General features: G+C 42.7%; 23 protein-coding genes, 1 tRNA gene and 3 pseudogenes. 11 read left to right on the top strand and 16 right to left on the bottom strand.

All coding sequences use genetic code 11. The features are described 5' to 3' along the window. Nucleotides 1-53: 53 nt before the first annotated feature. The 3 genes and pseudogenes from JCM15907_RS03245 to JCM15907_RS13940 all read left to right on the top strand — a co-directional run bounded on the left by JCM15907_RS03245 (nt 54) and on the right by JCM15907_RS13940 (nt 2,749). The gene (locus JCM15907_RS03245) at nt 54-1,055 is read left to right on the top strand and encodes a malate dehydrogenase (RefSeq protein WP_025842699.1); all 1,002 of its coding nucleotides are present in this window, start codon (nt 54-56) and stop codon (nt 1,053-1,055) included. A 264-nt stretch (nt 1,056-1,319) separates the two neighbouring features. Beyond that, a pseudogene (locus tag JCM15907_RS10480) lies at nt 1,320-2,296 on the top strand (lyase family protein); the annotation flags it as partial. After that, nucleotides 2,270-2,749 carry a lyase family protein gene (locus JCM15907_RS13940; protein WP_370664406.1) on the top strand — a complete coding sequence of 160 codons (480 nt, stop codon included), beginning with the start codon at nt 2,270-2,272 and terminating at the stop codon, nt 2,747-2,749. The pseudogene JCM15907_RS10480 and the gene JCM15907_RS13940, both read left to right, overlap by 27 nt. A gap of 900 nt (nt 2,750-3,649) precedes the next feature. On the opposite strand, the gene JCM15907_RS12090 is transcribed toward JCM15907_RS13940, so the two are convergent. From JCM15907_RS12090 to purN, 3 genes and pseudogenes are all read right to left on the bottom strand, one after another. Then, nucleotides 3,650-5,164, bottom strand: coding sequence for a S8 family peptidase (locus JCM15907_RS12090; RefSeq protein ID WP_025842696.1), 1,515 nt, complete (start codon nt 5,162-5,164; stop codon nt 3,650-3,652). A 220-nt stretch (nt 5,165-5,384) separates the two neighbouring features. Further along, a complete protein-coding gene (gene nth / locus JCM15907_RS03220; RefSeq protein WP_025842695.1) occupies nt 5,385-6,044 on the bottom strand; it encodes an endonuclease III in 660 nt (219 codons plus the stop codon). Between the two features lie 40 nt (nt 6,045-6,084). Next, nucleotides 6,085-6,659: pseudogene (gene purN / locus JCM15907_RS10470) on the bottom strand (phosphoribosylglycinamide formyltransferase). Between the two features lie 191 nt (nt 6,660-6,850). Between purN and JCM15907_RS03210 the strand changes: the two are divergent. From JCM15907_RS03210 to JCM15907_RS03185, 6 genes and pseudogenes are all read left to right on the top strand, one after another. After that, nucleotides 6,851-7,117 carry an acyl carrier protein gene (locus JCM15907_RS03210; protein ID WP_441828649.1) on the top strand — a complete coding sequence of 89 codons (267 nt, stop codon included), beginning with the start codon at nt 6,851-6,853 and terminating at the stop codon, nt 7,115-7,117. 1 nt (nt 7,118) lies between these two features. Further along, nucleotides 7,119-8,371, top strand: a pseudogene (gene fabF / locus JCM15907_RS10465) (beta-ketoacyl-ACP synthase II). Nucleotides 8,372-8,505: 134 nt separating this feature from the next. Continuing rightward, nucleotides 8,506-8,790: a ribonuclease III domain-containing protein gene (locus tag JCM15907_RS03200; RefSeq protein WP_025842693.1), complete on the top strand. Its 285-nt coding sequence runs from the start codon at nt 8,506-8,508 to the stop codon at nt 8,788-8,790. Nucleotides 8,791-8,795: 5 nt separating this feature from the next. Beyond that, a complete protein-coding gene (locus JCM15907_RS03195) occupies nt 8,796-9,281 on the top strand; it encodes a putative dsRNA-binding protein (RefSeq protein ID WP_025842692.1) in 486 nt (161 codons plus the stop codon). A 51-nt stretch (nt 9,282-9,332) separates the two neighbouring features. Continuing rightward, nucleotides 9,333-10,523 carry a serine palmitoyltransferase gene (gene spt, locus JCM15907_RS03190; RefSeq protein WP_025842691.1) on the top strand — a complete coding sequence of 397 codons (1,191 nt, stop codon included), beginning with the start codon at nt 9,333-9,335 and terminating at the stop codon, nt 10,521-10,523. Between the two features lie 167 nt (nt 10,524-10,690). Next, a tRNA-Thr gene (locus tag JCM15907_RS03185) sits at nt 10,691-10,764 on the top strand. Nucleotides 10,765-10,999: 235 nt separating this feature from the next. On the opposite strand, the gene JCM15907_RS03180 is transcribed toward JCM15907_RS03185, so the two are convergent. From JCM15907_RS03180 to rdgB, 3 genes are read right to left on the bottom strand one after another with little or no spacing between them, the layout of a single operon-like run. After that, nucleotides 11,000-12,406: a C1 family peptidase gene (locus JCM15907_RS03180; protein WP_025842690.1), complete on the bottom strand. Its 1,407-nt coding sequence runs from the start codon at nt 12,404-12,406 to the stop codon at nt 11,000-11,002. Nucleotides 12,407-12,435: 29 nt separating this feature from the next. After that, the gene (gene porZ / locus JCM15907_RS03175) at nt 12,436-14,802 is read right to left on the bottom strand and encodes a type IX secretion system anionic LPS delivery protein PorZ (RefSeq protein WP_025842689.1); all 2,367 of its coding nucleotides are present in this window, start codon (nt 14,800-14,802) and stop codon (nt 12,436-12,438) included. After that, nucleotides 14,799-15,398, bottom strand: a complete 600-nt coding sequence (rdgB, locus tag JCM15907_RS03170; RefSeq protein ID WP_025842688.1) for an RdgB/HAM1 family non-canonical purine NTP pyrophosphatase — start codon at nt 15,396-15,398, stop codon at nt 14,799-14,801. Before rdgB ends, porZ begins: the two co-directional genes overlap by 4 nt. A gap of 47 nt (nt 15,399-15,445) precedes the next feature. Here rdgB and JCM15907_RS03165 point away from each other — a divergent pair, with 47 nt between their 5' ends. Both JCM15907_RS03165 and JCM15907_RS03160 read left to right on the top strand, forming a co-directional pair. Then, nucleotides 15,446-15,838 (top strand): MmcQ/YjbR family DNA-binding protein, encoded by a 393-nt coding sequence (locus JCM15907_RS03165; protein WP_025842687.1) that lies wholly within the window; start codon nt 15,446-15,448, stop codon nt 15,836-15,838. Then, a complete protein-coding gene (locus JCM15907_RS03160; protein ID WP_025842686.1) occupies nt 15,819-16,589 on the top strand; it encodes a biotin--[acetyl-CoA-carboxylase] ligase in 771 nt (256 codons plus the stop codon). Before JCM15907_RS03165 ends, JCM15907_RS03160 begins: the two co-directional genes overlap by 20 nt. A 289-nt stretch (nt 16,590-16,878) precedes the next feature. Here JCM15907_RS03160 and ribF read toward each other — a convergent pair whose 3' ends face one another. The 10 genes from ribF to JCM15907_RS03115 form a co-directional block, all read right to left on the bottom strand. Then, nucleotides 16,879-17,745: a riboflavin biosynthesis protein RibF gene (gene ribF, locus JCM15907_RS10460; protein ID WP_051522352.1), complete on the bottom strand. Its 867-nt coding sequence runs from the start codon at nt 17,743-17,745 to the stop codon at nt 16,879-16,881. Beyond that, nucleotides 17,733-18,995: a murein hydrolase activator EnvC family protein gene (locus JCM15907_RS03150; RefSeq protein ID WP_242396785.1), complete on the bottom strand. Its 1,263-nt coding sequence runs from the start codon at nt 18,993-18,995 to the stop codon at nt 17,733-17,735. The genes ribF and JCM15907_RS03150 overlap by 13 nt, the downstream gene beginning before the upstream one ends. Before the next feature lie 42 nt (nt 18,996-19,037). Continuing rightward, the gene (gene lolB1, locus JCM15907_RS03145) at nt 19,038-19,862 is read right to left on the bottom strand and encodes a lipoprotein insertase outer membrane protein LolB1 (protein WP_025842684.1); all 825 of its coding nucleotides are present in this window, start codon (nt 19,860-19,862) and stop codon (nt 19,038-19,040) included. After that, nucleotides 19,859-21,601 (bottom strand): tetratricopeptide repeat protein, encoded by a 1,743-nt coding sequence (locus tag JCM15907_RS03140; RefSeq protein ID WP_025842683.1) that lies wholly within the window; start codon nt 21,599-21,601, stop codon nt 19,859-19,861. Before JCM15907_RS03140 ends, lolB1 begins: the two co-directional genes overlap by 4 nt. Nucleotides 21,602-21,627: 26 nt before the next feature. Continuing rightward, nucleotides 21,628-22,065, bottom strand: a complete 438-nt coding sequence (dut, locus tag JCM15907_RS03135) for a dUTP diphosphatase (protein WP_025842682.1) — start codon at nt 22,063-22,065, stop codon at nt 21,628-21,630. Nucleotides 22,066-22,726: 661 nt separating this feature from the next. Then, entirely contained in the window at nt 22,727-23,245 is a 519-nt protein-coding gene (locus JCM15907_RS12080; protein WP_051522350.1) for an NAD(P)-dependent oxidoreductase, read from the bottom strand. Continuing rightward, nucleotides 23,203-23,400, bottom strand: a complete 198-nt coding sequence (locus JCM15907_RS12075; RefSeq protein ID WP_051522349.1) for a hypothetical protein — start codon at nt 23,398-23,400, stop codon at nt 23,203-23,205. Before JCM15907_RS12075 ends, JCM15907_RS12080 begins: the two co-directional genes overlap by 43 nt. 213 nt (nt 23,401-23,613) lie before the next feature. Further along, on the bottom strand, nt 23,614-24,024 hold the full coding sequence (locus JCM15907_RS03125; RefSeq protein ID WP_148297447.1) for a hypothetical protein: 411 nt from the start codon (nt 24,022-24,024) through the stop codon (nt 23,614-23,616). Between the two features lie 460 nt (nt 24,025-24,484). Further along, nucleotides 24,485-24,823: a preprotein translocase subunit SecG gene (secG, locus tag JCM15907_RS03120; RefSeq protein WP_025842680.1), complete on the bottom strand. Its 339-nt coding sequence runs from the start codon at nt 24,821-24,823 to the stop codon at nt 24,485-24,487. A 20-nt stretch (nt 24,824-24,843) separates the two neighbouring features. Further along, entirely contained in the window at nt 24,844-25,539 is a 696-nt protein-coding gene (locus JCM15907_RS03115; protein ID WP_025842679.1) for a DUF8458 domain-containing protein, read from the bottom strand. Nucleotide 25,540: the final 1 nt, after the last annotated feature.

Genomic DNA, 25,540 nt, shown 5'->3' with positions numbered 1-25,540 from the left:
GAGCTCTTATATTGGAAAGGAAAAGATACAATAATCATCTAAATAGAAAGAATATGAATTTCTTAACCGAAGATAAACTGACCTTTGTAGGAGCAGCGGGTATGATTGGCTCCAATATGGCACAGACGGCAGCTATGATGCGCCTCACCCCCAACATTTGTCTCTACGACCCCTTTATTCAAGGGTTAGAGGGCGTAGCAGAAGAGATGCGTCACTGTGGTTTTGAGGGCTTAAACCTTACCTTTACGGACGATATTGAAAAGGCTTTCACGGGGACTAAGTACATCGTTTCTGCAGGAGGAGCCCCTCGTAAGGAGGGGATGACTCGCGAAGATTTGTTGCGCGGAAACTCTGAAATTGCGGCTGAATTGGGACGTAACATCAAACGCTATTGCCCCGATGTACATCACGTAACCATCATTTTCAATCCTGCAGACATTACTGGCCTTGTAACATTGGTACACTCAGGATTAAAACCTTCACAGGTAACCACTTTAGCGGCATTAGACACCACTCGTCTACAAAGTGAATTAGCGAAGCATTTTGGTGTACTTCAAAGCAAAGTTACCAACTGCCGCACCTATGGAGGTCATGGTGAGATGATGGCTGTTTTCGCATCTACAGCACAGGTAGAGGACACTCCGCTAAGCACTTTGATCGGAACAGACAAACTCTCTAACGAAGAGTGGATAGCTCTCAAAGAGAGAGTAGTAAAGGGGGGAGCCAATATTATCAAACTTCGTGGTCGCTCCAGCTTCCAAAGCCCCTCTTATGTATCTGTAAAGATGATTGCTGCGGCTATGGGAGGAGAACCTTTTGTACAACCTTCGGGCTGTTATGTAGCCAACGAAAAGTACAACCATATCATGATGGCTATGGAAAACAATATTACCAAAGAGGGAGTTATATGCCACGAGATGAAAGGTACGGCAGAAGAGCTGGCTCTTCTTGACCAAAGCTATGAACACCTCTGTGCCTTGCGCAATCAGGTCATCGACATGGGCATTCTGCCTCCTCTTACAGAGTGGAGTAAGATAAATCCTAACCTAAAATAAGTCTAATCCCAGAGAGACTATTAAGAAGTCTCCGTAGGAGAAGTAGTATCTGACACATTCGGGTACTACTTCTTTTTTTATTGATAGAAACTTTTGACACCTCTCTGGAACTTATTCCTTGAAGAGTTAAGATACAACGATGAGAAGCTACAAAAGGGCTTATTTCTTGCTAAGAGCGTTGTTTTTAGATATTTAAGTGTACCTTTGCGGAACATATCAAATTTCAACGTTCGACAAGTATAACACATTAAATAACCATATACGATGGATACGAACAATAAAGTGCGCATTGAAAGCGACCTTCTCGGCGAGAGAGAGATTCCCGTAGATAAACTCTATGGAGTGCAAACACTCCGAGGCATTGAGAATTTTCGTATAAGTAACTTCCGCCTCGACCAGTACCCTCTTTTTATCAACGGTTTGGCTTACACCAAGTGGGGGGCAGCTATAGCCAACTATGCTCATGGACTCCTTACCAAAGAGCAATACGATGCTATCGTTGGTGCTTGTCGTGAGATTATTGAAGGCAAACATCACGACCAATTCCCAATCGATATGATACAGGGAGGAGCGGGTACTACCACCAATATGAATGCCAATGAGGTGATTTGTAACCGTGGGCTTCAACTCATGGGACACCAGGCTGGAGAGTATCAGTACCTACAACCTAACGACCACGTTAATTGCAGCCAGTCTACCAATGACGCCTATCCTACCGCTATTCATTTAGGGCTGTATGCTAAGCATCTTGCTTTGAAGCCTCATCTCGAAGAGCTTATCCGTTCTCTTAGAAAGAAGAGCGAAGAGTTTGCCCACATCTTAAAGATGGGACGTACTCAGCTCGAAGATGCTGTACCTATGTCTTTAGGACAAACGTTCGGTGGCTTTGCTCTATCCTCGAAGAGGAAATCGAGTACCTTGATTTTGCTGCAAAGCAATTCCTCACCATCAATATGGGAGCTACGGCTATCGGTACAGGTATCTGTTCAGAACCTGGTTATGCAGAGGCTTGTGTCAAAGCCACAGCAGAGATTACAGGTTGGGACATTAAGCTGACCAAAGACCTTGTAGGGGCTACCAGTGATACTTCGGTGATGATTGGTTACTCTTCTGCCCTCAAGCGCATTGCTGTTAAGCTCAATAAAATTGGCAATGATATTCGTTTGTTAGCTTCTGGACCTCGTTGCGGATTGCACGAAATTAACGTACCTGCTATGCAACCCGGTTCTTCTATTATGCCTGGTAAAGTGAACCCCGTTATCCCAGAGGTATTGAGCCAAGTATGCTACAAGGTAATGGGTAACGACCTGACTGTAACCTTAGCAGGAGATGCTGCTCAAATGGAGCTAAATGCTATGGAACCCGTTATGGCACAATGCTGTTTCGAGAGCTGTGATCTCTTGATCAATGGTATGGACACCTTCCGCCTACTCTGTGTAGATGGTATTACTGCCAACGAAGAAGATTGTCGCAACTACATCCGCAACAGTATCGGTATCGTAACTGCATTGAACCCTGTTATTGGATATAAGAACTCAACCAAGATTGCCAAAGAGGCGATGGAAACGGGTCGTGGCGTGTACGACCTCGTATTGGAGCATGGCATCCTTACCAAGGAAGACTTGGATACCATCTTGAGTCCTGAGAATATGATTAAGCCTGTAAACTTACAGCATATCAAGCCTTTGAAGTAAGCTCATAGAGAGGAGATAACGCAAGCTTCGAAAATTTCTTGCCCCTCTCCCTATAAGCATTACTAAAAACAAAAGCACCTTAGAAGAATTTCTGAGGTGCTTTTTTATGGGCTCTTCCGTGGTGTAGAAAAATCCTTGTGGCTGTAATGATAGTTTTTCCGATAATAGAGCTTCTGTAAAGATGTTGGAGAGAAAAGAGAGGGGGGAGTCCCCCAATAGATATCACTAAAGAGCTGCCTCAAAAGGAATAATCCTAACGCTCAGAAAGGTCTATGCTTTTCCCTAAAAGGGTTAATGCTTTCGTCTGAAAGCACTGATGGGTTCTATATGTTCATAGAGTCATTCGATATGATTACATAATAAGATACTGACTATGTATTATTAACAATTATTTTCTGCCTTGTTTTTTATGATAGTTAGGTAATGAAAATTAGATGAGAATTAGTATTTACAGTCTATCTCATCCTATATATATTTTTTGCAATACGTTTCAAAATGACGTAAACTACCAAGTCTCTTAAAAAGGCTTTTCATCGCCTTTTTAAGAGACCCTACAATAGTTTTTTGAACAACTTACTCTTTCAAAGAGCGTGAACTTCGGAGTTAGACTCTATAGATAGTATATCAGGGTGCTCAGACAAAGAGAGGATTTGCTTACTGGTAAGAGAGACCGATAGTATACTAGGGCTTAAAACATGAATCTTCTCCGTTCCCAAAGGAGGAATACTTTTTCCCTCTTGGATTACAATCAAGACCTCAAAAAGATCATTCTCGTTGCTTTTTCTTAGAAATTCTTCTAATTGTGGGTGTAGTGCACTCATAAAAAATGAAATAGTAAATAAAAAGAAGCGGTCTTCTACCTTTTTACTTCGAAGAAGACCACTTCCTATTGTTTAGTTTTTATGAAACAGCGGCATCACAGTTTATTAATCCTGCTCCATAAGTTTCGTCAAATGCATTATCTCCGAGATCCATCGAAGTATTGGCTATAATGTTCTTAATCAAAGCCACTCTTCTATTGGCTGGAACATCTGCATATTTCTGGGTTAGGAGAGCTACCAATCCAGCAACATGAGGACAGGCCATACTGGTGCCAGAAAGTTCCGTATATCCATTTTTGAGATATGTCGAATTTATTCTAACTCCTGGGGCAACACAAGTTACAGGGTTCCATTCGTTGCTTCTACGACCTCTGGAAGAAAAATTTGCTATTCTACCTCTTCTATCGACTGCTCCCACCGCAATAGGACTTGCATTCGGTGTATTAGGGACAAAAGTGTTCGCAGGACCATTTACCCATGGATAACTTGTTTGGAAAGAATTACCCGCAGCAACTACAACTGCCAAGCCTCTATCTTGACAACGCTCTATAATGGAAGCATATGCTAGAGAAGGTCCATAGGCCCCCCCAAGACTCATACTTGCCACTTGGATATTATTCTTCAAACACCACTCTAAAGCAGCTATAATATCTGAGGTAAATCCTGAACAATTATCCCCTAGCACCTTAACGGCAAAAAGGTTTACATCGGGAGCCACACCAACTACTCCTGTAGAGTTATTTTTTGCGGCAAGAATACCAGCACAATGGGTTCCATGTCCATTTCGATCATTGAAGCTACTCTCCCCTGCTACGAAGGAAACTCCTCCAGAAATGCTTAAGTCCACGTGAGAAGCAATGCCACTATCAAGAACTGCTACATTAACTCCTTTACCCGTAATTTTTCTTCTCCAAGCAGCAGGGGCGTTTACTAACTCCATATTCCAAGGATAATCTTGATACGATGGAGGAGTTGGAGCAGGAGAAGAGTATCTGAGATTCCTAAGCAAAGAAACATACACATCTCTCAAGACTGCTCTTACGATACGTTGTTTCCATCGGGGCAGCACTGCAATGGGGGGAATAGAACCTGGGCGAGCACCAGGCCACCAAGGCTGTATTGGTCGTTTCTTTTTCTTTAACTTGGGTCGACGGACTTTTTTTCCTCTTAATCGGAAATCTCGAAGATTAGGATATTCTTCAGCTTCTATCTCTGAGTCTAAGTCATAATCTTCGTCCATATACTCATCTTCAAAACTCTCATCCTCAAAGTCATAATCTCCATCATCTTCTAAAAAGGAATTCAAAAAGTCCTTTTGATCAAAATCTAAGGCATGTACTTCATAGTCTTCCTCAACAGAGAGTACTTCTTTGCTGTTTTGAAGGATTTTTACTTCTTCTTCAGAGAGTTCTAATGCAGAAACCCCCAACTTTTCGAAGTGTAAAACATCCGAACTTGCTGGAACTTCCTCAAGAGCCATTGTGGTAACCCCATCTTTGCACCTTGTTTTAGGTACATTCAAAATACTGACGGCAGTGGTTTTACTAACATCCCCTTTGGTGTAGGTCACCAAATAACGTTTTTTCTTATCCATACGCTATTGTTTGTTAAAAGTTAAACACAAAATATTCTTTGCATGCTTGTTTGCAGATCAACTCTTTTACCGTTTAAGATGAATTTAGGCATAAAGAGAACCGTTTTATGATCTGACCTATTTATATTTGCAAATATACACAATACTTTTAATATATAAACAACGTATAAATGGATTGAAATGTTTTTTTTGGGGGGGGGGAAGGATGGAAGATCTATAATTATTCAATGTTTATCGAAGAGCGTTGCTGGGTAGCGTAATAACGACAGTAAGGGGTGAGTCCACACTCTTCACACTTGGGTTTGCGTGCCACGCATACATATCTGCCGTGTAGTATGAGCCAATGATGCGCCTTGGGGATTAGGTGTTCTGGGATATATTTGACTAAAGTCTCCTCCGTTTGACGAGGCGTTTTCGAGTTGGTTGTTAGTCCCAGACGATTGGAGATACGAAAAACGTGTGTATCTACCGCCATAGCAGGCTGATCGAACACCACAGAAGCTATTACATTAGCTGTTTTGCGCCCTACTCCTGGCAACTTCATCAAGTCTTCTCGCTGGGAGGGGACTTCTCCTTGGAACGTATCACATAGCATCTTAGCCATAGCAGAAAGGTGTTTTGCCTTATTGTTAGGGTAACTGATGCTCTTGATAAGTTCGTAAATCTCCCCTACTTCGGCAGTAGCGAGTTGCTCTGCCGTAGGGAACTGCTTAAAGAGTTGAGGGGTAACCATATTTACCCTCTTGTCGGTACACTGTGCCGAAAGAATGACGGCGACCAGAAGTTCAAACGGAGTCGTGTAGTCCAACTCCGTTTCTGCTATGGGCATATTTTCTTCAAAATACCTTATGATATGCTTGAAGCGTTCTTGTCGGGTCATAGAAAGAGATTCTTATGGGTTATTTTATTTCAGAGAGAGACTACTCCATACGTTGTACTAAATCTCGCACTACGATAGGAAAGTAGATATGCTCCAAACGATGGATGCGATTTGCCAATGTGTCTGGGGTATCTATTTCGGGATATACGGGGCAGGTTACTTGACATATAGTAGCTCCATGGTCATACTCTGCATCTACAAAGTGTATTGTTATACCCGAAAAGCGTTCGTTGTGAGCAAGCACCGCCTCATGCACATGGTGCCCATACATCCCCTTGCCTCCAAATTGAGGTAGAAGGCAGGGTGGATATTTACAATGTGTCCACCGAATTGTTCCAAAAGAGGTCCCGATATTTTACCTAAAAAACCAGCCAAAACGATGAGGTCGATGCCTTCTTTTTTCAGAAGTTCACAGACGGCACCTCCCTCAGCGAGTTCCGTTCGAGAGAAGTGCACGCATCTAACTCCCAGTTTTTTAGCCCTCTCCCAAACACCTGCTTTGAGGTTGTCACACACGATAATGGGAAAGGAACATCCCTCTTTTTCGCCCAATTGAGCTATCAAATTCTCGGCATTGCTACCGTTACCACTGGCAAAAATTGCAATTCTTTTCATCTTTTATAGTCAAGATTATTCGCACAGATGTGTAATCTTTGTGCAAGAAAGTTGTATATTTGCTACCGAGTTTGTCTCAGGTTGGGCAAAAATGCCTTTCTTTGTGGCAAAGATAGTATGAAAGGTACTATTATTTGAGCTCTCTATAAGCGTATGGAGAACTTGTAAGTTTTTGGTAAGTGAGTAATTAGATAAATAATAAACCCTCTAAACAGAGTAAAACAATGAACGAAATTCAAGAAAAAGTAGTAGAACTTATCGTAGATAAGCTTGGTGTTGAAGCAAGCGAAGTAACAATGGAAGCTAACTTCACTACAGATTTGGGTGCAGACTCACTCGATACTGTGGAGCTAATGATGGGCTTTGAGCAGGAGTTCGATATGAAGATTCCTGATGAAGATGCTCAAAAGATCCAAACTGTAGGCGACGCTGTTAAGTATATCGAAAGCCATAAGTAATATGGAATTCAAAAGAGTCGTAGTTACCGGTCTTGGAGCCTTGACCCCCTTGGGGAATAGTGCTGGTGAGACTTGGGATAATCTCTTGGAGGGCAAGAGTGGGGCAGCCCTATCACCCTCTTTGATGCTTCGAAGTTCAAAACCACATTCGCTTGTGAAGTAAAGAACTTTGTCCCAACGGATCACTTTGATCGTAAGGAGGCTCGTCGTTACGACCGCTACACCCAGTTTGCATTGGTTACTGCCAAGCAAGCTCTTGAGGATGCAGCGGTAGATCTTGAAAAGATCAATAAAGAACGTGTAGGGGTTATTATATCATCGGGGATCGGAGGTTTGACTACTTTCGAAGAGGAAGTAATGCAATACTCTCCCGAAGTGGGACCTCGTTTCAATCCGTTCTTTATTCCTAAGATGATTTCAGACATCGCTGCAGGGTTAGTATCTATCGAGTATGGATTCAATGGCCCTAACTATTCTGTAGCTTCTGCTTGTGCTTCATCTACTAACGCAATTATCGATGCTGCCATTATGATCCGTTTAGGTAAGGCAGATATGATGCTTGCAGGTGGTAGTGAGGCATCTGTTACTGCTGCTGGTATTGGTGGTTTTACAGCGATGAACGCTCTTTCAACACGCAATGATAGTCCTCAGACGGCAAGTCGTCCTTTCAGTAAGAGTCGTGACGGCTTTGTATTGGGAGAGGGTAGTTGTGTGCTTATCTTGGAAGAGTTAGAGCATGCTCTTGCTCGTGGGGCAAAGATATATGCCGAGTTTGGAGGCTTCGGTCTTTCTGCCGATGCTCACCATCTTACAGCAAGTCATCCCGAGGGATTGGGCGCACAGCTCGTTATGAAGCGTGTGCTGGAAGACTCAGGTATGACTCCTGCCGATGTGGATTATATCAACGTTCACGGTACGAGTACTCCAGTAGGAGATGTTAGCGAGGTTAAAGCCATAAAAGCTGTCTTTGGAGAGCATGCTACTCGCTTGAACATTAGCTCGACGAAATCAATGACGGGACACCTGTTGGGGGCTGCTGGGGCTTTGGAGGCATTCGTTGCCGTGAAGTCTGTGGCAGAAAATATTATTCCTCCCACGATTAATCACTCAGACGATGATGACGATCCAGAAGTAGATCCATCGTTGAATTATACGTACAACAAGCCTTGTAAGAGAGATGTACGGGTAGCTATATCCAATACTTTTGGTTTTGGTGGTCATAATGCTTCCGTACTCTTTAAGAAATACCAATAAGTATTTTGTGATAGGCTCAATGCTGTATAAAATTGGCTAAATGAAGTAAGGGACATCTCCTTGATATATGTAAAGGGTGTCCCTTACTCTTTGTTTGATAGTATAACTCTCAATACACAATCATTACATTGTCTATGAATTGGGCGACGGTTTTGAACTTTTTTTCCTCTAACTATTTTGGTAAATTTAGGAAGAAGAAGAACGAGCCAAATTGGGCTGTGTTGGAGAGTATTCTGGATTTTAGTATTCGCAATAAGGAATACTATCGCTTGGCTCTTATAGACCCTTCTTGCCATCAAACAGGAGCGCAAAGGCATTCTAATCAAAAGGATAACGACCGTTTAGAGTTTTTGGGAGACAGTGTCATTGGGGCTATTGTTTCCAAATATCTCTATTTGAAGTATCCCGACAGCTCGTAGGGCCAATGTCTGAGAAGAAAGCACGCATTGTGTCTCGAGAGATTGGAGACTCCATTGCCAAGCGAATAGGTATAGATAAAGTACTTATTAAGAATAAAAACAACCCTTTGGCAAAAGATGCTTTGGGCAATGCTTTAGAAGCTATTGTAGGAGCTATCTTTTTGGACAAGGGTTTTGAGCAAGCAGAGAGGTTTGTTCGCCAAAAGATGATTTCTATTTTTGAAGAAATCAATCAGGAAAACCCCGACTTAGGTATCAACTTTAAAAATAAGTTACTTGAGTGGGGACTTAAAGAAAAGATAGAGATAGATTTCCGTCTCGTACACCACAATCCAGGTCCTCATTGTACTTTTGTCTCCCGAGTGTATGTAGATGGCGTTGCTTTAGGGGAAGGAAAAAGTTCTACTAAAAAAGGTTCTGAGCAGGTGGCTGCTAAGCATGCGCTGGCAGTTCTTCGTAAAAAATCTGCCCCTCCCTCTTCGACCAATTAACCCAAATTGTACTTAAGAAGTAGTAACTTCTTACAGTGTAATAATAGTAATATGAAAATACTCCAAGAAAAATTGGCCTCCTATACGGCCCCTCAAGAAGCTCAAGCTATGGGGATATACCCCTATTTCCGTAAGATAGAGTCCGAACAAGACACGGAAGTGATTATTGATGGGCGTAAGGTGCTTATGTTTGGCTCTAACTCCTATTTAGGGCTTACAAACCATCCTATTCTTAAGAAAGCAGCCATCGAGGCTACCGAAAAATATGGTACTGGATGTGCTGGTAGCCGTTTCTTAAATGGAACTTTAGACAGTCATATCGCTTTAGAGAAAAGATTGGCTGAGTTTTTAGGTAAAGACGATGCAATTATCTTCTCGACAGGTTTTCAGGTAAACTTAGGGGTGGTTTCTATCCTTACGGGGAGAGAGGATTATATCATTTGGGATGAGCTTAACCACGCTTCTATCATTGAGGGAATGCGTTTGACTTATAGTACTAAGCTCAAGTATAAACACAATGATATGGCTTCTTTGGAGCGTCGATTAAAGCAATGTACTCCAGGTAAAATAATCCTCATTGTTGTAGATGGCGTCTTTTCTATGGAGGGAGATATTTGTAATCTACCCGAAATAGTACGTTTGGCTAAGAAATACAAAGCAACTTTGATGGTCGATGAGGCACATGGTATAGGAGTGCTGGGCGACTGTGGACGAGGGGTTTGCCATCACTATGGACTTAGTCAAGATGTAGACCTTATTATGGGTACATTCAGCAAATCGTTTGCTTCACTTGGAGGTTTCGTGGCAGGCGACAAAGTGCTTATCAACTACCTTCGTCACCATGCTCGCAGTTATATCTTTAGTGCCAGTTGTACACCTGCTTCTACAGCAGCTGCCAATGCAGCTTTGGATATTATGCTTTCTGAACCTGAACGTTTCGAACGTCTTTGGGAACTTACCCATTATGCCCTTGACCGCTTCCGTTCATTAGGATTCGAAATAGGCAATACTTCTACGCCTATTATCCCCCTTTTCATCCGAAACAATGAGGCTACTTTCTGCATAACGCGCGATCTTTTCCAAGAGGGGGTCTTTGTAAACCCTGTAGTTTCTCCTGCAGTTCCCCCCGAAGATACGCTCATTCGCTTCAGTCTGATGGCTACCCACACCAAGGAACAGTTGGACTTCGCTATAAATGCGTTACATAAAGTCTTTGTAGCCAATGGTATTATCCGTTCATAAATAAAAAAGAGAGCCTTTTTTGAAAGAAGATATTGCAGATATCAAAAAAAGTAGTACTTTTGCACTCGGGTGAGTCCTACACGACCAGCTCCCTGTGAATCCCCCAGGGCTTGATCGCAGCAAGGGTAGTAGGTCGTAGCGGTGCGATGTAGGTTGCTCACCTGTATGCCTCTTTAGCTCAGTTGGCCAGAGCACGTGATTTGTAATCTCGGGGTCGTTGGTTCGAATCCGACAAGAGGCTCAAAAGAGTGAAAAACTCCCTTTCAGACAAAAGTTTGGAAGGGAGTTTTTGATTATTATTCTTTTTAGAAAGAGAGGATTAACTCTCTTTTTCTTAGTCAAAAGACATACATTATGAATTCAAAAAAGATGTTAGCAAAAGATTTTTCCCTCTTAGGAAGTACTCTTGCTAACATCTAATAAATTATTCAATTGCTTTCTTTAAGGCATTTTTGTATTATGTTCGTGGAAGAAAATTACTCCTCTGAACGGAACATAGGATCCCAAGGTGGCAACATGGTAGCCTTTTGATTCAAAAGTCCCTTAGCTGTATCATTGAGATATTTCTTTTCTACTACAATGCGGAAAGTGTAAGCATCAAACCACTCATCGGTAATAATCAAGTGTCCTTGGTATCCAGAGGTGCTACCCCAACTATTTTCTACCAACCATTTTAGAGGCTTTCCGTTAGCATCCAAGTCTACAGCTACAAGTGTCATAGCATGCGTAGAGCCACTGTCACCAGACTGTATACGCTCCTTTTTACTCATTGTAAAAGGTACTCCTAATACTGCTTCATAGTCATTGTAGTTGAGACTAAGGATACCATTCTTACTGTCCAACTCTTTACCCACATCACAAGAATAGTACATCATAGTATTATCCTTAATGGAGGCTATGGCCATAGCTTTGAGGTCTTCTATAGGGAGGTTTATATATGTCCAATTCTTACCATCGTAAAGATGGCGGTCATACTCGATTTGATAAGTTTTGTAGAAAGGACGAGAAGGGTCATTCATAAGCATTACATACTCATCTCTAAGGTCTCTACCCACAAACTCTTGGTAAAAACTTTGGGGCGTGTATTCTTTGGTACTGATAGGGTTACCTTCTGCATCTTTCAATGTATAGGTAAACTTCGTAGGAGGCTCTCCCAAATTAAGTACTAATAGGCGATAGATAGACTGTAAAACCTCTATTTTTTGCTTTTCCAACTGCTTCTCAGAAGCTCCCTTAGCAGCTGCTTCGCGCAAACGTATACCAGCCTGGCGCAATAACTTAGCGATAGTAGCAGAAAGTTTGTTAGTATTATTACTATTAACTGTCTCAGGCATTACTTCAGCAGGTACTACTCCATACTTAATAAGGTTATCCGAAACACCTGTAAACTGCCCTCCATCATTTATTGGATGAGCAAAGAGCCATGCTACAGTACGCTCGTCGATAGCCTTACTTCGTGTATCTATAATACCTTGTAGAAAGAGGTTTGATTTCTCTAACTGATCCCAAAAGAAGGAGTAGTTATGTGAGAAGAAGAACTCTCCTGTTTTGTGCTGGTTGATAAGGTCGGCTCTTAAGACATTTAGCCCTGTAAAGAGCCAGCAACGACCGCTCTTCTGTTGGTCTGTAACTCCCTTACTCTTTACACGATGAGAAAAACGTCCATCGGGTTTGATAGTGTTGCTTCCATTGGTAAAAGTCATTCCATTTACCAAGATAGCATTGCGCAAGGCTCTTTCAGAAGGAGTGTTTTGAAATCCTTGACGGATTGTTTGAAGGGCTTTTTCATCTAAACCTCCTTTGCCTGCTGTTTGTCCCCACAAAGAGGAAGTTGCCATAGACGAAAAGAGTGCCAAGGCAATGGCAATCGTTTGTTTCTTCATAAAAAAATGGTTTATACTAAGTTTTGTTATTACTCAATTACAGCAAAGCGTACCAATTCGCTATTCTTAGTTTTGGGGTCGTAGATCATTACGACATAGATCCCAGAAGAAAAGCGCTCTCCAGAAGCGCGTCGGGCAGGGAAAGAAACCTCAGTTCCCGTAGCCATAGAGGAGTGTAGCAGGTTGCCATAGCTGTCCGTTACTTTTATCTCCATACCCACTGTAAGCCCGGTTATCGAAACTTTGTCGGTGTCTTCGGGGCGTACAGGATTAGGATATACGTGGATAGCAGACATACTCTCTTTGGTAGATGCTCTATTACCTGTCTGGTAGGTCATGAGTCCTACGGGAGTTGTGATGTAGAGAAGCCCCGAATTGGGGTCAAGGTTAAGTGTGCGGATTTTGTCTGAAAGCAATGGACTATTGCTGGTGGTGAAGTGTTCTAAAATCTCTGTACCATCGGCACTTAGAAGATAAAGCCCCCCTCCGTCAGTTCCCATCCATTTATTGTTAATGTTGTCTACGGCAATAGTTACAATAGGGATATTATCCAAAACATAGAAGAGGTTGGGCTCTTTACCACCCACTGGACGAGAAGCAATAGGAGAAGCGTTTGGATTACGTAGTATGCCTAAAGGATTAGAAACAACCAAAGGTCCTTTGTCTGTTCCTAACCAAAGCATTCCATTGCGGTCTTGTTGCAGTGTGAAGATGGTTTGCGTGGCAATGCTTTTACCAGTTCTATCCATAAATTGAGGGATATAGAGCATCTTGTCATCTCCCGTATTATCGAGAGTTCCTCCATTGTTTAGTACGAGTATTCCTTTTTGAGCATCGCCACGACGAGCAATGGTAATCCATACATCTCCATTGCTCATAAGATGTGTTTCTCCGAAGGAGTTAACATTAATAAGAGTAGGGTGATAATATTTGTACCACTCCCCTTCTTTGGTACGATAGAGGATATTTTCTCTCACTGAGCCTTGTGCCATCCAAAGCCCCCCTTTCTTGTCGAAAGCTAAACTACTCACACGTACAAGATGGTCTGCGAAGTCTTTGTCGGGAGCGGCAGAATGGAGCGGAGAGTTGTGCATAGAATAATGCGCCACGTAGGCATTATTACGAAACTCGAAAAGACCTTCGCCCCAAGAGGAAACCATATAATGATTTTTATCTGTTGGATCTATGGCTATACATACCATATCGTTGAAGAAAGAATTACTCTGTGGAGAGACATCTTGTGGAGTAATGTTGGTCCAACGAGAGTCTTCAAATATTTTAATCGTTCCAGGTAACCAGTGTCTATCGGAGCCACGTCCTCCTCCGACGGTATAGAATCGATTGTTTTCAAAGAGAGAGTAGAAATAATTATTGTCCCATGGAGCATTTTTGTCGAGATGTAACTTTTGCACCGTCGTTGCTGCACCTCCTGTTGTAGAGAGAGCAGCGATAAAATGAGAGGTGCTGTACCAAAAAGTTTCTACTTCTACATTATTAGAAAGGTTAAGAATAGGAGCTTCTTCGGAGACTAAAACTCGATTGTTTTGTTCTCTATCTCTTAGAGAAAGCTCTTGCTCTGCGATGATGAGAAGAGCATTAGAGGTAGAAACAATAGAGGTTACTTTTTCTTTGATGAAAAGAGGTTGAAGATTGGCACTCTCCAAGGAGGATAGGGCAAGGGTGTAAAGCCTTCCTTTGCTATCCAACAAAAGCAACTCCTCTCCGTTAAGAGCCAAGGAAATAAAGTCTGCTCCCGATGTGGGGAGTGTTATCAATCTCCAATTAGAGGGGTCTTGCAAGTTATTTTTCTCACTACCTATATAGAGTTTATTGTCAGGAAGGAGGGCATATATCGAAGTATCTCGAAAGGCTATGTTAAGTACTTTTTTCCCGATGAAATAGGTAGCATCGATGACTCCACGGGCAAGATCCATTTTGGATATCCCAAATCCTCCTACCAGATAGGTCTTTTCTTCATTGGGAAGGATATGAGAAATGGTTTTGTCCGTAAGGCGCAAGTTCTCATAGATAGCTGGCACGTTACGCACTTCACCCTGCAAATTAAGGATGTCAATATTGCCTGATAGGTAGTAAATAATGAGAGAAGATGTGGTTCTACTATAACGTATCGAGGCGATTTGGCTGTCTGAAAGCCCCATCTTACGATCTATTAGTAGGGAAGAGACCTCAGTAAGTTCTTTATTTTTGTTAGGGTAGTTCTTCTTATCCACAAAAAAGAGAGAGCCATCGCCTACTACAAAAATCCCTTCGGGAGTATCTTCGATTTGTGAGTAGCTACTCTTGGAAAGAATGGACTGCCATAGATAATTTTGCCCCTCAAGACGAAAAGCTATCGCAAGACAGAAGAGGGACAGCAATAAAAAGCTCTTTTTCATACTTCAGACGCCGTATTTGAATCTAAAAACTCTTTGAGGGCCACTACTGCTTTATACCGATGGCTTATGCTATTTTTCTCGCTCTCACACATTTCGGCAAAGGTTTGTGTTGCTCCCATTGGCACGAAAATAGAGTCGTAACCAAAGCCACAGTTACCTCTTTCTTCTTTTATGATTTCTCCCTTGACAACCCCCTCAAAAAGATGTTCTTGCCCTGCCTCATCAATGTAAGCAATTACAGTCCGAAAGCGAGCTTTACGGGGACAAGGAGTAGAAGACAATTCTTTGAGAAGCAATCTTCTATTTGCTTTATCATCATGCTCTGCAGAGGCATAGCGAGCTGAGCGCACACCGGGAGCACCATTCAACGCTTCTACCTCCAACCCCGTATCATCAGCAAAGCAGGGGGCTTGCACTATTTTGTAGAGTGCTCGTACTTTTATAAGAGCATTACCCTCAAGTGTATCGGCACTCTCTTCGGGCTCGCTCGTTACACCTATTTCTTTGGGCGAAACAACAACGTATGGAGAAGAAAGGATACTTCTTACCTCCTCTATCTTATGAGCATTGTTGGAAGCAAAGATGAGTTTTTGCATTACTTTTGCTATGTATTGTAGTAAGACTTTCCTGCAAATTTAGCAAGATGACCGATATAATCCAAGTACGAGAGTTTTGCCTCTCACTCCCAGAAGCAACAGAGTCTTTTCCCTTTGACGATCAAACGCTCGTTTTTAAGGTAGTGGGCAAGATATTTGCCATTATACCGTTAGATGAAGAAAAAGAAAGTGTCGCTTTGAAAAGTACAGAAGAGGTAGCCAGAAAAATCCGTGAGCGGTACGATAGTAATGTAATACCAGCCCCTCATCTGAATAAGAAGTATTGGAGCAGGATCCGTCTAAAAAGAGAGATTCCCTCCGCTTTGGTAGAGCAATTGATAAAGCACTCCTACTGTTGTGTAGTAAAGAAGTTACCCAAATATCTAATCAAAGAGTATCCTCAGCTTTTATCCGTAGATGATGAAGCCATTGATTTTTAATCCTATTCAACCATCTTCGCCCTCTATAGAGAGTACCTATACCCACCTTTTTGCTCTGGCAGAGAGTGATGAAACTCTGCCATCAGGTGCATTTATAGACGCGGACTTTCAAACGCAAGGGCGAGGGCAACGTGGTAATTCGTGGTACTCCTCCAGAGGCTTAAATTTACTCCCTTCCATCTTGGTACGCTATCCTTATCTCTGCCCTCACCAAAGTTTTCGCATCTCTATCCTAACGGCATTGGGCATTATCGATACGCTACAAAATTATGTTCCTTATCCCCAAAATCTTTTCATTAAATGGCCTAACGATATCTACTATAACGACTGTAAAATTGCAGGTATTCTCATCGGGCATTCCATTGAGGGGCTTTATGTCCGCTTTTCGGTAATTGGCATTGGATTGAATGTCAATGAATATAGCTTCCCCAGTATACTCCCAAACCCCACTTCGTTACGACTTATTAATAAAGAAGAGATCCCGCTAAAAGAAGTTCGGGAGGAATTATTAAAACGATTGAGTGATAGACTCCCTTGGGCGGAAGGGAAATATTGGAAGAGCGAAATACTATCGGAGTACTGCTCACTGCTCTACCGAAAAGGGACTTGGCACATCTACGAGGATTTGAAGTTAGGTGGTGAGTTTCTTGGAAAGATAGAGACCGTATCGGAAGAAGGATTCTTACAAGTGAGAGACAAAAAAGGAGAACAACGCTCTTTTGCCTTCAAAGAAATTGCCTACTTACACTAAGCAACGGAGAGTGCCTGAGTGTCGATAACAATGCAATGAATTTGGCATATATACGTCAGGTTTAAGAAGAAATTTTCACAACTCCTCTAAAGAAAAACGCCCACACGAATGTAGGCGTTATCTGTATGATTGAAAAAATATGTCCGATAAATCTATTGAGACTGTACTCTCCTTTTCTTTTAACAGGTTGCTGTTGTCAATATCATGTGTACTTCCTCGAAGTCTCTATCGATTTGAGCTACTAATTCTTGGTGTGTATCGAAACGCATCTCTCCTCTTGTATGGGCTATCAATCGATCGAAAGTTTAGCATCATAAAGATTGCCCATAAAATCAAATATATTTACCTCGATACTCTCCTCAAGTCCATCTGCAATAGTGGGGCGTCTGCCAATGTAAAGCATACCACCATAGCGTTGCCCCTCGATAGTTACCCAAACAGCATACACACCATGGGGAGGGATAAGTTTGTGACTATCTTCTAAAGAGATATTGGCAGTTGGATAGCCGAACTTACGTCCTAAACCCAACCCTCCTACTACAGAACCTCTTAGGCAGTAAGGGTATCCCAAGAAACGATTGGCAGTAGTTAAAGAGCCTTCTCGCAACAACTTGCGCACAGAACTGGAACTATAAGGCAATCCTAACTCTTTGTCATAGATAGGATCTTGGGGGAGTATTTCTATACCATAGCATGCACCGATGGTGTGATAGTCCGTGCGAGGAGCTCCCTTTTGTGGCGGACGTCCGAAATTATGATCATACCCCATGAGAAGCTTTTTTACCCTCAGTACCTTTGCCAATATACTGGAGCAAAACTCCTCTGCTGAGAGAGCTGCCAAAGGAGGATCGAAAGGTAAAACAACAACATAATCGACCCCTGTAGCCATAAGATGCTCCAATTTTTCTATTTCTGAATGGAGCTTTTCGTAGGGTACATCGGGGCGAACCACCGCAATTGGGGGTTGATCAAAAGTAATAATAGCAGAATGAAGACCTGCTTTTTTTGCCTCGTTTTTAAGGCAATTGATTAGATATTTATGTCCTAAGTGCACCCCATCAAACACTCCCATAGTCGCAACTACGGGGCCTGCGAGTGCCACACCTTTGGGTAAAGAGATACCCTCTTCGGTGCGAATCAATTTTATCGTATCCATGAACTTGGGTTTTGCTTGGTGCGCTCGTGCCACACTTGGAAGTTTAGAATCGCTTTGTTGGAAAAGCTGTCTACAGCTACACGTCCCAAAGGTTGGTGCGCCTTGACCTTCTGCCCCTTCTTTACGACCACATTAGTTATGTTTGAATAAACGGTAAGGTAGTTACCATGGCGAATAATGACAGCCACTTTAGCTCCTTCTATCACAAAAACAGAGGTAACAACACCATCAAAGACAGCCCGCGCACTGGTGCCATTGGGGACTTCTAAATCAATTCCATTATTGTTGGTCTGCACTTTACTTAATTGATTGTGTTGCTGCACACCGAAGCGTCCAACTATTTGGTAATTGTTATTAACAGGAGCAGGTAGGTTACCTTTGTTTTGTGCAAAACTACCTCCCAATTTGCGCTCCTCTGCGGTCATTGGATAACCTCCCTTGGTAGCCGCCTTACGCTCTTCGACAATTGGGGCTTTCTCACCTCGTGCGGCAGCCTCTCGAGCCCGTCTTTCTTGTTCTTCACGAGCCTTGCGCTCTGCTTCGGCTATTTCAAAAGCAATTTGTTGCTCGATCTTTTTGTTTAGTGTGGCTATTTGTTGCTGTTGTTTACGACGAAGGGCTTTGAGGTCTTTTTCCTTTCCTTGAAGCTGTTGCACCTCAGAGATGCGCTGTTTCTGCTCTTGTTGTAAGAGATTGCACTCCTTTTCTCGTTGCACCAAAAGGGTCGATTTGTTGTTTCTGTTCGCTTCGATAGAAAAACGAGTTTGTTCTAAAGCCAAACGAGTCTCTTTCAATTGAGCGGAAGCCTGCTGATGAGCCAACGCATATTGCGATACAAAACGCATTCGCCTTACCGCCTGATCAAAGGCCTCTGACGAAAGCACAAAAAGCATAGGGTCGGTGGTAGATTTCCTATGTTGTAATGCTACTACCGAGCGAGCATAAGCCTCTTTACGTAGCTCTTCTTCTCCTTTTAGGTATTTTTCCTGCCGTTGAAGCGAATCTATATCTCCATTGAGGGCTTTAATCTCGGCATCCAAGAGGTTTATTACTTTCTGACGCTGACCGACCTTTTTCTTCAATAAATTGACCTCTTTCTGCTTCTTGGACTTATCCTTGCTAATCTTGTTCAGTTCCTTATTGGTCTTCTGTATCTCTTCCATAGCAGCCTTGCGCTGACGTTCGAGATTTTGCACCTTTTTCGACTTAGTTTGTGCTGATAAAGTTATAGAAGATAACGCCAAAATCATGGCGAGAAAGATATATAGAATAGATTTCATGCTACTTAGGGTCTAATCTTGAAACAAACTACGAAGTAAACGAACCACCTCATCCGTTCTCATCTCTCGGTACTCAAATGGAATGTTGGGGCGTAAACGTTCAGCTGCAGAAACCTCTCGATGCAATGAACGGCTCACATAGTGCAATGCTACCTGTCGATGTCCTTGGCGAAAAACCTGAATCTTAACATCGGTCGGCAATGCTCCGGGTGTACGACTGGCATACGAAGCATAATCTATAACGGCATGCACTCCTCGGTAAAGGGGCATTGTTACGGCTCGATGTGGACGGATAAGATCGTTTAAGCGATAATGTAGGTATATAGGCCAATCGGAGGGATGCACTTCAACCTCTCCTTCTTCGGCAAAACCTATCTTTTCAAAAGGACGTACTGCTTCTCCCAAGAGCAAACTCTCAAGAATAGAATAGGATAGGGGAAAGGTAAGTTGCTGACTTAAATAATCATAAGAAGTTCTGAAATAACGCTCGTTGTAGCGGTCTATAACAATCAGTTCTTCGGGCAAAATGTAGATACGCGCTACTTCAGCAAACAGTAAGGGACGGAAAGAAAAATAGAAGCCATATCCTGGATGAAATGATATATCCGTGCGAACATCTATTGAGAAACTGGGAATTTCTATTGCCAAAGAACCCGAGGCTTGCCAAGGTACAGGCTCTACACGAGTTTCGGAAAACTGTCGCAAATACTCCTTCGGACGTACCGCTATCGTAGCTGATGCCTCTAAGGCTTCTTGACGTGTGCCACAAGAAGAGAGCATTAAGAGAAAGCTCCCAAAGAGCAGAAGACTGCATAGTAAAGCTCCTTTTATTTTCACCTTTGTAACTTTTTGAGATGCTCTATACGTACCCTAATCTCTTCATTCGGTGCAGTAGTCAACTCTTTTTCAAGCCACTCTATTGCTTCGTCTACCTTACCCATCTCTTCCAGTACTACCGAGTGGTGCATAAGATAGGTAAAACGACTTTGGGGATTATCGGCACTGTTTTCTATCGCTTTGCGGAGGTAAATTTCCGCCAATGTATAATTTTTTTGAAGGTAAAGAATATACCCATAAGTATCCAATATGTAAGGAGCCTCGGGCTGGAGAGCTACAGCTTGTGCTGCCATACGTGCTGCCTTTTCGAGTTCAATACCTTTAATTGCTAAATAGTAGGCATAGTTGTTCAACACATTAACCTGTTTGGGGTCTTCGACAAGAGCTTGTTCGTAATGCTCAAAAGCCTGTTCTTCCCTTTCTTGCGCATAGTACAAATCTCCCAAATGCGAGAGTATCTCTGCTCGTGTGCTACGCTCCTCTGGGGGCGTCAGTTGAAGAGCTTTTTGGAAAAGCTGCTCTGCCAAATCATATTTCTCCTCTGCTGTTCTAATCAAGCCCCTATACACAATGAGCGAAGGGTCATTGGGGTACTGTTGTAATCCCTCTTCAATAAGATGTTCAGCACCTGCTATATCGTCTTTCATAAGACGTTCCTCAACAAGTGCCCCCCAAATCTCTGGATGATCTTTAGGGAATAATTGTGTCAATTTATAAAGATACTTCACCGCCCCTTCTGTATCGCCCTGCGCATAAAGCTGTGGTACGTAGGAAGCGTGGAAATCATACTTGTCGGGATGAAGGCTTAGGAGAGTTTCGTAAACAGGATTATACTCTTTGAAAAGCACTCCCTTTGATGTCTCTTGCTGCAATAGGGGCAAAATGGCTGCAAGCAACTCATCGGGCGACAATTGCCTCGAACCTATCAAGCGTAAGAGTTCATTACAAGCCTCTGTACGGCGACCCTCTATCATATAGGCAGAAGTAGCTATCAAAGCACAAGGAGGCAGAAAACGCTCTTCTTCGGATAGACGATTCAAAATCTCTCTTACGCCCTCTGTATCTCCAAGCGATAAAAGTTGCGACAGTCCTTCAATAGATTTTTCGGGGTTTTCTTTAATCTGACTTTTCAAAAGCTCTTCTGCATAGAGACGCACCTCCTTACGATCTGCCCCCTTAGCTTGCAAGAGCTTGAAACGTATCTGATGCATTACCTCCTCGTAGGGAGTGTCTTGCATGTGGGGAGACATTTTTTCGAAGAGTTGTTCCGCCTTGTCGACCTTACCTGCCACAATGTAGATTTCGGTAAGAAGCATTGCAGCCTCTACCTCTGTAGGAGCGTAGAGCCGATAGCGTTCAAGTGCCTCTATTGCCTCTCTCCACTCCTGTTTTTGAAGCAAAGCATTTACATAAGTATGCATGTAGCGTTGTTCAGAAGGCAAAAGTTCAAATGCCTTTTGAGCCCACGCATATGAACGAGCCGATATGCGCCCTTGTGTAAGCTCTGCCAAAGCATGTGCTGCGGCTGCAGAGGGTGAGTAAAAAAAGGAATTAGAAAGCAAGTGATAAGCTAAAGAAGGTTTGTCGGTATGGAGTGCCATCATACCTTGCTCAAAAAGAAATTGCGCACGAAGGCTATCTGTCGCCTTAACATCCACCCCCTGAGCACAGAGCGAAAAGAGGCTAACCCATAATCCAACAAGACTTATCGATAGGTGCTTAAAAGGTAAACATCTCATAGAACAACCACTACACAACTACCCTACTAATTCTTAACACCCGAATGACCAAAACCACCTGTACCTCGTTCGGTCTCGTCAAGCGTATCTACGGATTTCCATTCTACCGTTTCATACCGCGCTATAACCATCTGAGCGATGCGGTCTCCCGAAACTATTTCGACCTCCTCTTGGGAAAGATTGATAAGAATAACCCCTATCTCACCTCGATAATCTGCATCGATTGTACCGGGAGTATTAAGCAGTGTGATACCTTTCTTTAGAGCTAAGCCACTACGAGGGCGTATCTGTGCCTCGTAACCTGCTGGCAAAGCTATTGAAATACCCGTAGGTATGAGCTTGCGCTCTCCAGGCTTAAGGAGCACAGGCTCCTCCAAAAAAGCAGCAAGATCTACTCCTGCCGAGAGAGGAGTCGCATAGCGAGGCAAGGGATTGTTCGACTTATTGATAATAGGAATCTGCATACCTCTTTTTTACTACTAAGCAGTACGTTGCTACCTCTTCTTTTTAGAGGGCGAAAAGCATATTGCTCTCCCTCTAAGAAAACACAGTACAGGCTCTCCACGAGAAGTAGTTTATTCAGTCCACTAAAGTACTAAAAAGCGACGACACTGCTACCCATTGATAAATAGAAAAAACTCACAAAAGTTCAAAAAAGAAACGATAGACATTGAGTTATGTTGGGATGCGAAATCCTATCCGCTGTAAGACTTCTCGTTGATAAGCATTTCCCCCTATGGCGATATATGCCTCGGGTTCTCTGTGAAAGGGGTAGTTTACTCGATGCAACTCGAAATCTGAAGGATTTTGCGCAAAAAACTTCGGTTTGACGAATAGTGTGGGAAGTTTGTAAGAATACTTCTTCTAGCCAAAAAGGGTGTTCTGAAGGAATGGTAATGAAAGGATGCTCCAATTCAGGCACTTTGATTCTTGATAAATCAACCCCCTCCCAACCAAAAAAGCGGAGAGTATCCTCCAATACACTACGAGAACCACGAGCTTTTCCCTCGGCTGAAAAACCCGCAATATGCGGTGTTGCATAACTTACAAAGGGCAATAACTCTTCTTTTATATAGGGCTCTCCCTCCCAACAGTCTATCATTGCGCTCCCCACTCTTCCCATTTTTAGAGCTTCGAGAAGGGCTTGACTGTCGCTACTCCCCCTCGGGCAGCGTTGAGAACAATAGTTCGTGGAGAACAGCGTGCGAGTAATTCTGAATTGATGAGATGATGCGTTGCATAACGCTTCTCTCGGGTTAGTGGTGTGTGGAAAGAGAGAAGAGAACAATGCTCCGCCAAATGCTCCAAAGAGTGAAAGTCTGCCTCTCCCTCTCGCTCTGCTCTTGGGGGATCACACAATAAGATTTCACCTACGACCACCTCCGCCATCTGCAAGAGGTTTCGCCCCACGTTACCCACCCCTACGATACCCAAACGCTCCTCTCTAAGGGGACGGCCCTGTTGTATCGCCATCCAAGAGAGTGCGCATAGCACCCAATGTGCTACACCTCGAGCATTACATCCAGGAGCATTGTGCCACTCTATCCCGTGTGCTGAGCAGTAGGAAGCATCTATGTGGTCAAAACCTGCCGTTGCTGTAGCTATAAATCGAATAGGGGTTTCTTCCAAAAGAGCGAATCGCATCGGGTAATACTACGAATGAGCAAGCCTTCGGCTCTCTCGGCTATAATCCTTGCTCGAGTTATCTCTTGCGAGGGCAAATAGATAATATCTGCCACGGACTCTAACACCCCTTTTATGTAGGGGAGTGAGGCATCGGCTATCAAACGGGTAGGCATATCGGTTAGATGTTTTTCTTTGCGCCTGCAATAGTACACTAAATAAAACTTCTGACCAATAGTCTCTATGCCATGACCCTCCCAAGTAAAGCCTTTTATCCCCCTTAAGAGAGGCTACAACAGATGAGTCCATACACAAAGCACCCCAAAAGTTATAGTTAAAAACCTTTGGGGTGCCATGTAATTTGATACTTAGTCTATAGGGTTACTTCTTTAGAAGAGGGTGCCTTCGATATCTCCTCTGGTAACTCTCTTGAGATCAAAGAAGTCTGTTTTATCGAAATACTCTGGCTCTTTCTGCATAGATATCTGTTCAGAGTTCTGAGTATGTATTATCCATCGCCCTTCAAAAACAGAAGAATTTGCACTCTTTTTGTGAGTAACGACTATAACATTTCTGCTCTTTTTGATAAGGACATCCACGATTTTATCCTCTCCGTCCTTAACATCTCCTCCAAATACTCTAAAGGTTGCTAAGTAATCCTCCCTATTTTGGGTGGTGTCACTATCATAGAATACCACTCTTACATTAAGCTTTCGATAATCTTTCAACTCCCCATCGTACTGCTTATACTCTCCGTCCCAAACAGTGCCCATAAGATCAATTTTTTGATTGGGCAACATAGGTTCTTGCTTTTTCTTCTCACAGCTTGTTAGAGTTAAAAGTGTGATGAGGCAACAAGCCCCAAAGAGATAGAAATAATCTTCTTCATAGTTTTTCTTTTTATGTTGGTGTATTAACTCACAAAACACTTTTCTACTGCCAAAAAGAGCAGGTCCATACCCTCAAAGAGTGTCAAGGAACCTTTTAGCAAACTTGTGCTATACAATAATAGCAGTTTAACTCTCTTTTGCTGACACAAATGTAACGACATTACTGTATAGTACAAAATCTCCAAAACGAAGGAGTACTATTCTATAACAGGGGTAGTAGTAAAAGAGTTCTTTCACCCCTCTTTGGGGATAGTTATAAAGGATGTCCTTTACCCTTCTGTGACACAACCAAAAACCCGCCCCCCTCTATCCGAGAGAGCCGAACTTTCGATGCTATTACGAGACTATTTACCACCCTCTACTTACTACCTCATTGAGGAGTAGTGGGGAGGGTAGGTGTTTCGCCCAAGTTAGGCAATTGAGGAGCAGGCTGTTCCTTAGTAGTCTGCTCAATAACTTCCAGTACTTGCTTTTCTTCGTTAACGGATGAATGCAAAAAGTGAGTAGACACGATACTTAAAACGGCTATTGTACAAGCCAACCACCAAGTACCTTTTTCCAAAAAATCGGTAGTCTTACGCACACCCATAATCTGATTGCTTGAAGAGAAGCCTGAGGCCAAACCTCCACCCTTGGAGTTCTGAATAACAACGAGCAATATAAGTAAGATCGCTGCCAACAAAATCAAAATAGTCAAAAATATAAACATTGCCTTTATATGTATCTAATTTATTTACTGATTTCTATCAATCGTTCTAAGAAACGTATCTGATCTGCAAAGTAACTACTTTTTTCTGGATTTTTGTCTTTTATAGAGAGAATTATATTGAGAGCTTTGTCGTAACAATGCTGTTCGATATAGAGTCGGGCGAGTGTTTCGGTAAATATTGGTGCTTCAACCTCATCCGCAGTAAGAGAAGCACTAAAGGGCTCTTCGAGAGGCGATATTTCTTTAGGCAAAACGGTTGTAGGCTCTTCAAAAACAGGAGCAAAAGTCGAATCTCTTTCTGTAGAAGAAGACTTCTCGGAAGATATCCCATGTAGAGAGAAATAGTCGCCTGAAGTAGAAGTATAGTCCGAAGAGAGTGCCACTGGCGCAACTTCATTTTCTTCCATCTGGTCTAGGAAACGTTCTACCGAAGCAAAACTATCTGTGTCAAGGTATTCGTGATTTGAATACGAGGGGGCAATATATCTTTTCTCTACCATAACGTAGAGTTTGTTGCGGTCTGCCAAGAAAGGAGCTAAACGCTGCAACTCGGAAAAGTAACGAATATCCTCTACCAGAGCTAAGTTGTAAAGGTACAAAAAGACAAACGTATGGGCATAGGGGTAGCTATCGACCATATATCTAAGGTCTTCCAAAGTACCCTTATGGAGCAACGTAGGGTCATTGAGATAGGCATTCAAATCTTCTGCTGTCATC

The sequence above is a fragment of the Porphyromonas gingivicanis JCM 15907 genome (assembly GCF_000614585.1).
GTDB classification, from domain to species: Bacteria; Bacteroidota; Bacteroidia; order Bacteroidales; family Porphyromonadaceae; genus Porphyromonas; species Porphyromonas gingivicanis.
Note: the sequence above shows the minus strand (reverse complement) of the source record. Positions and strands in the feature narration are given on the sequence as shown.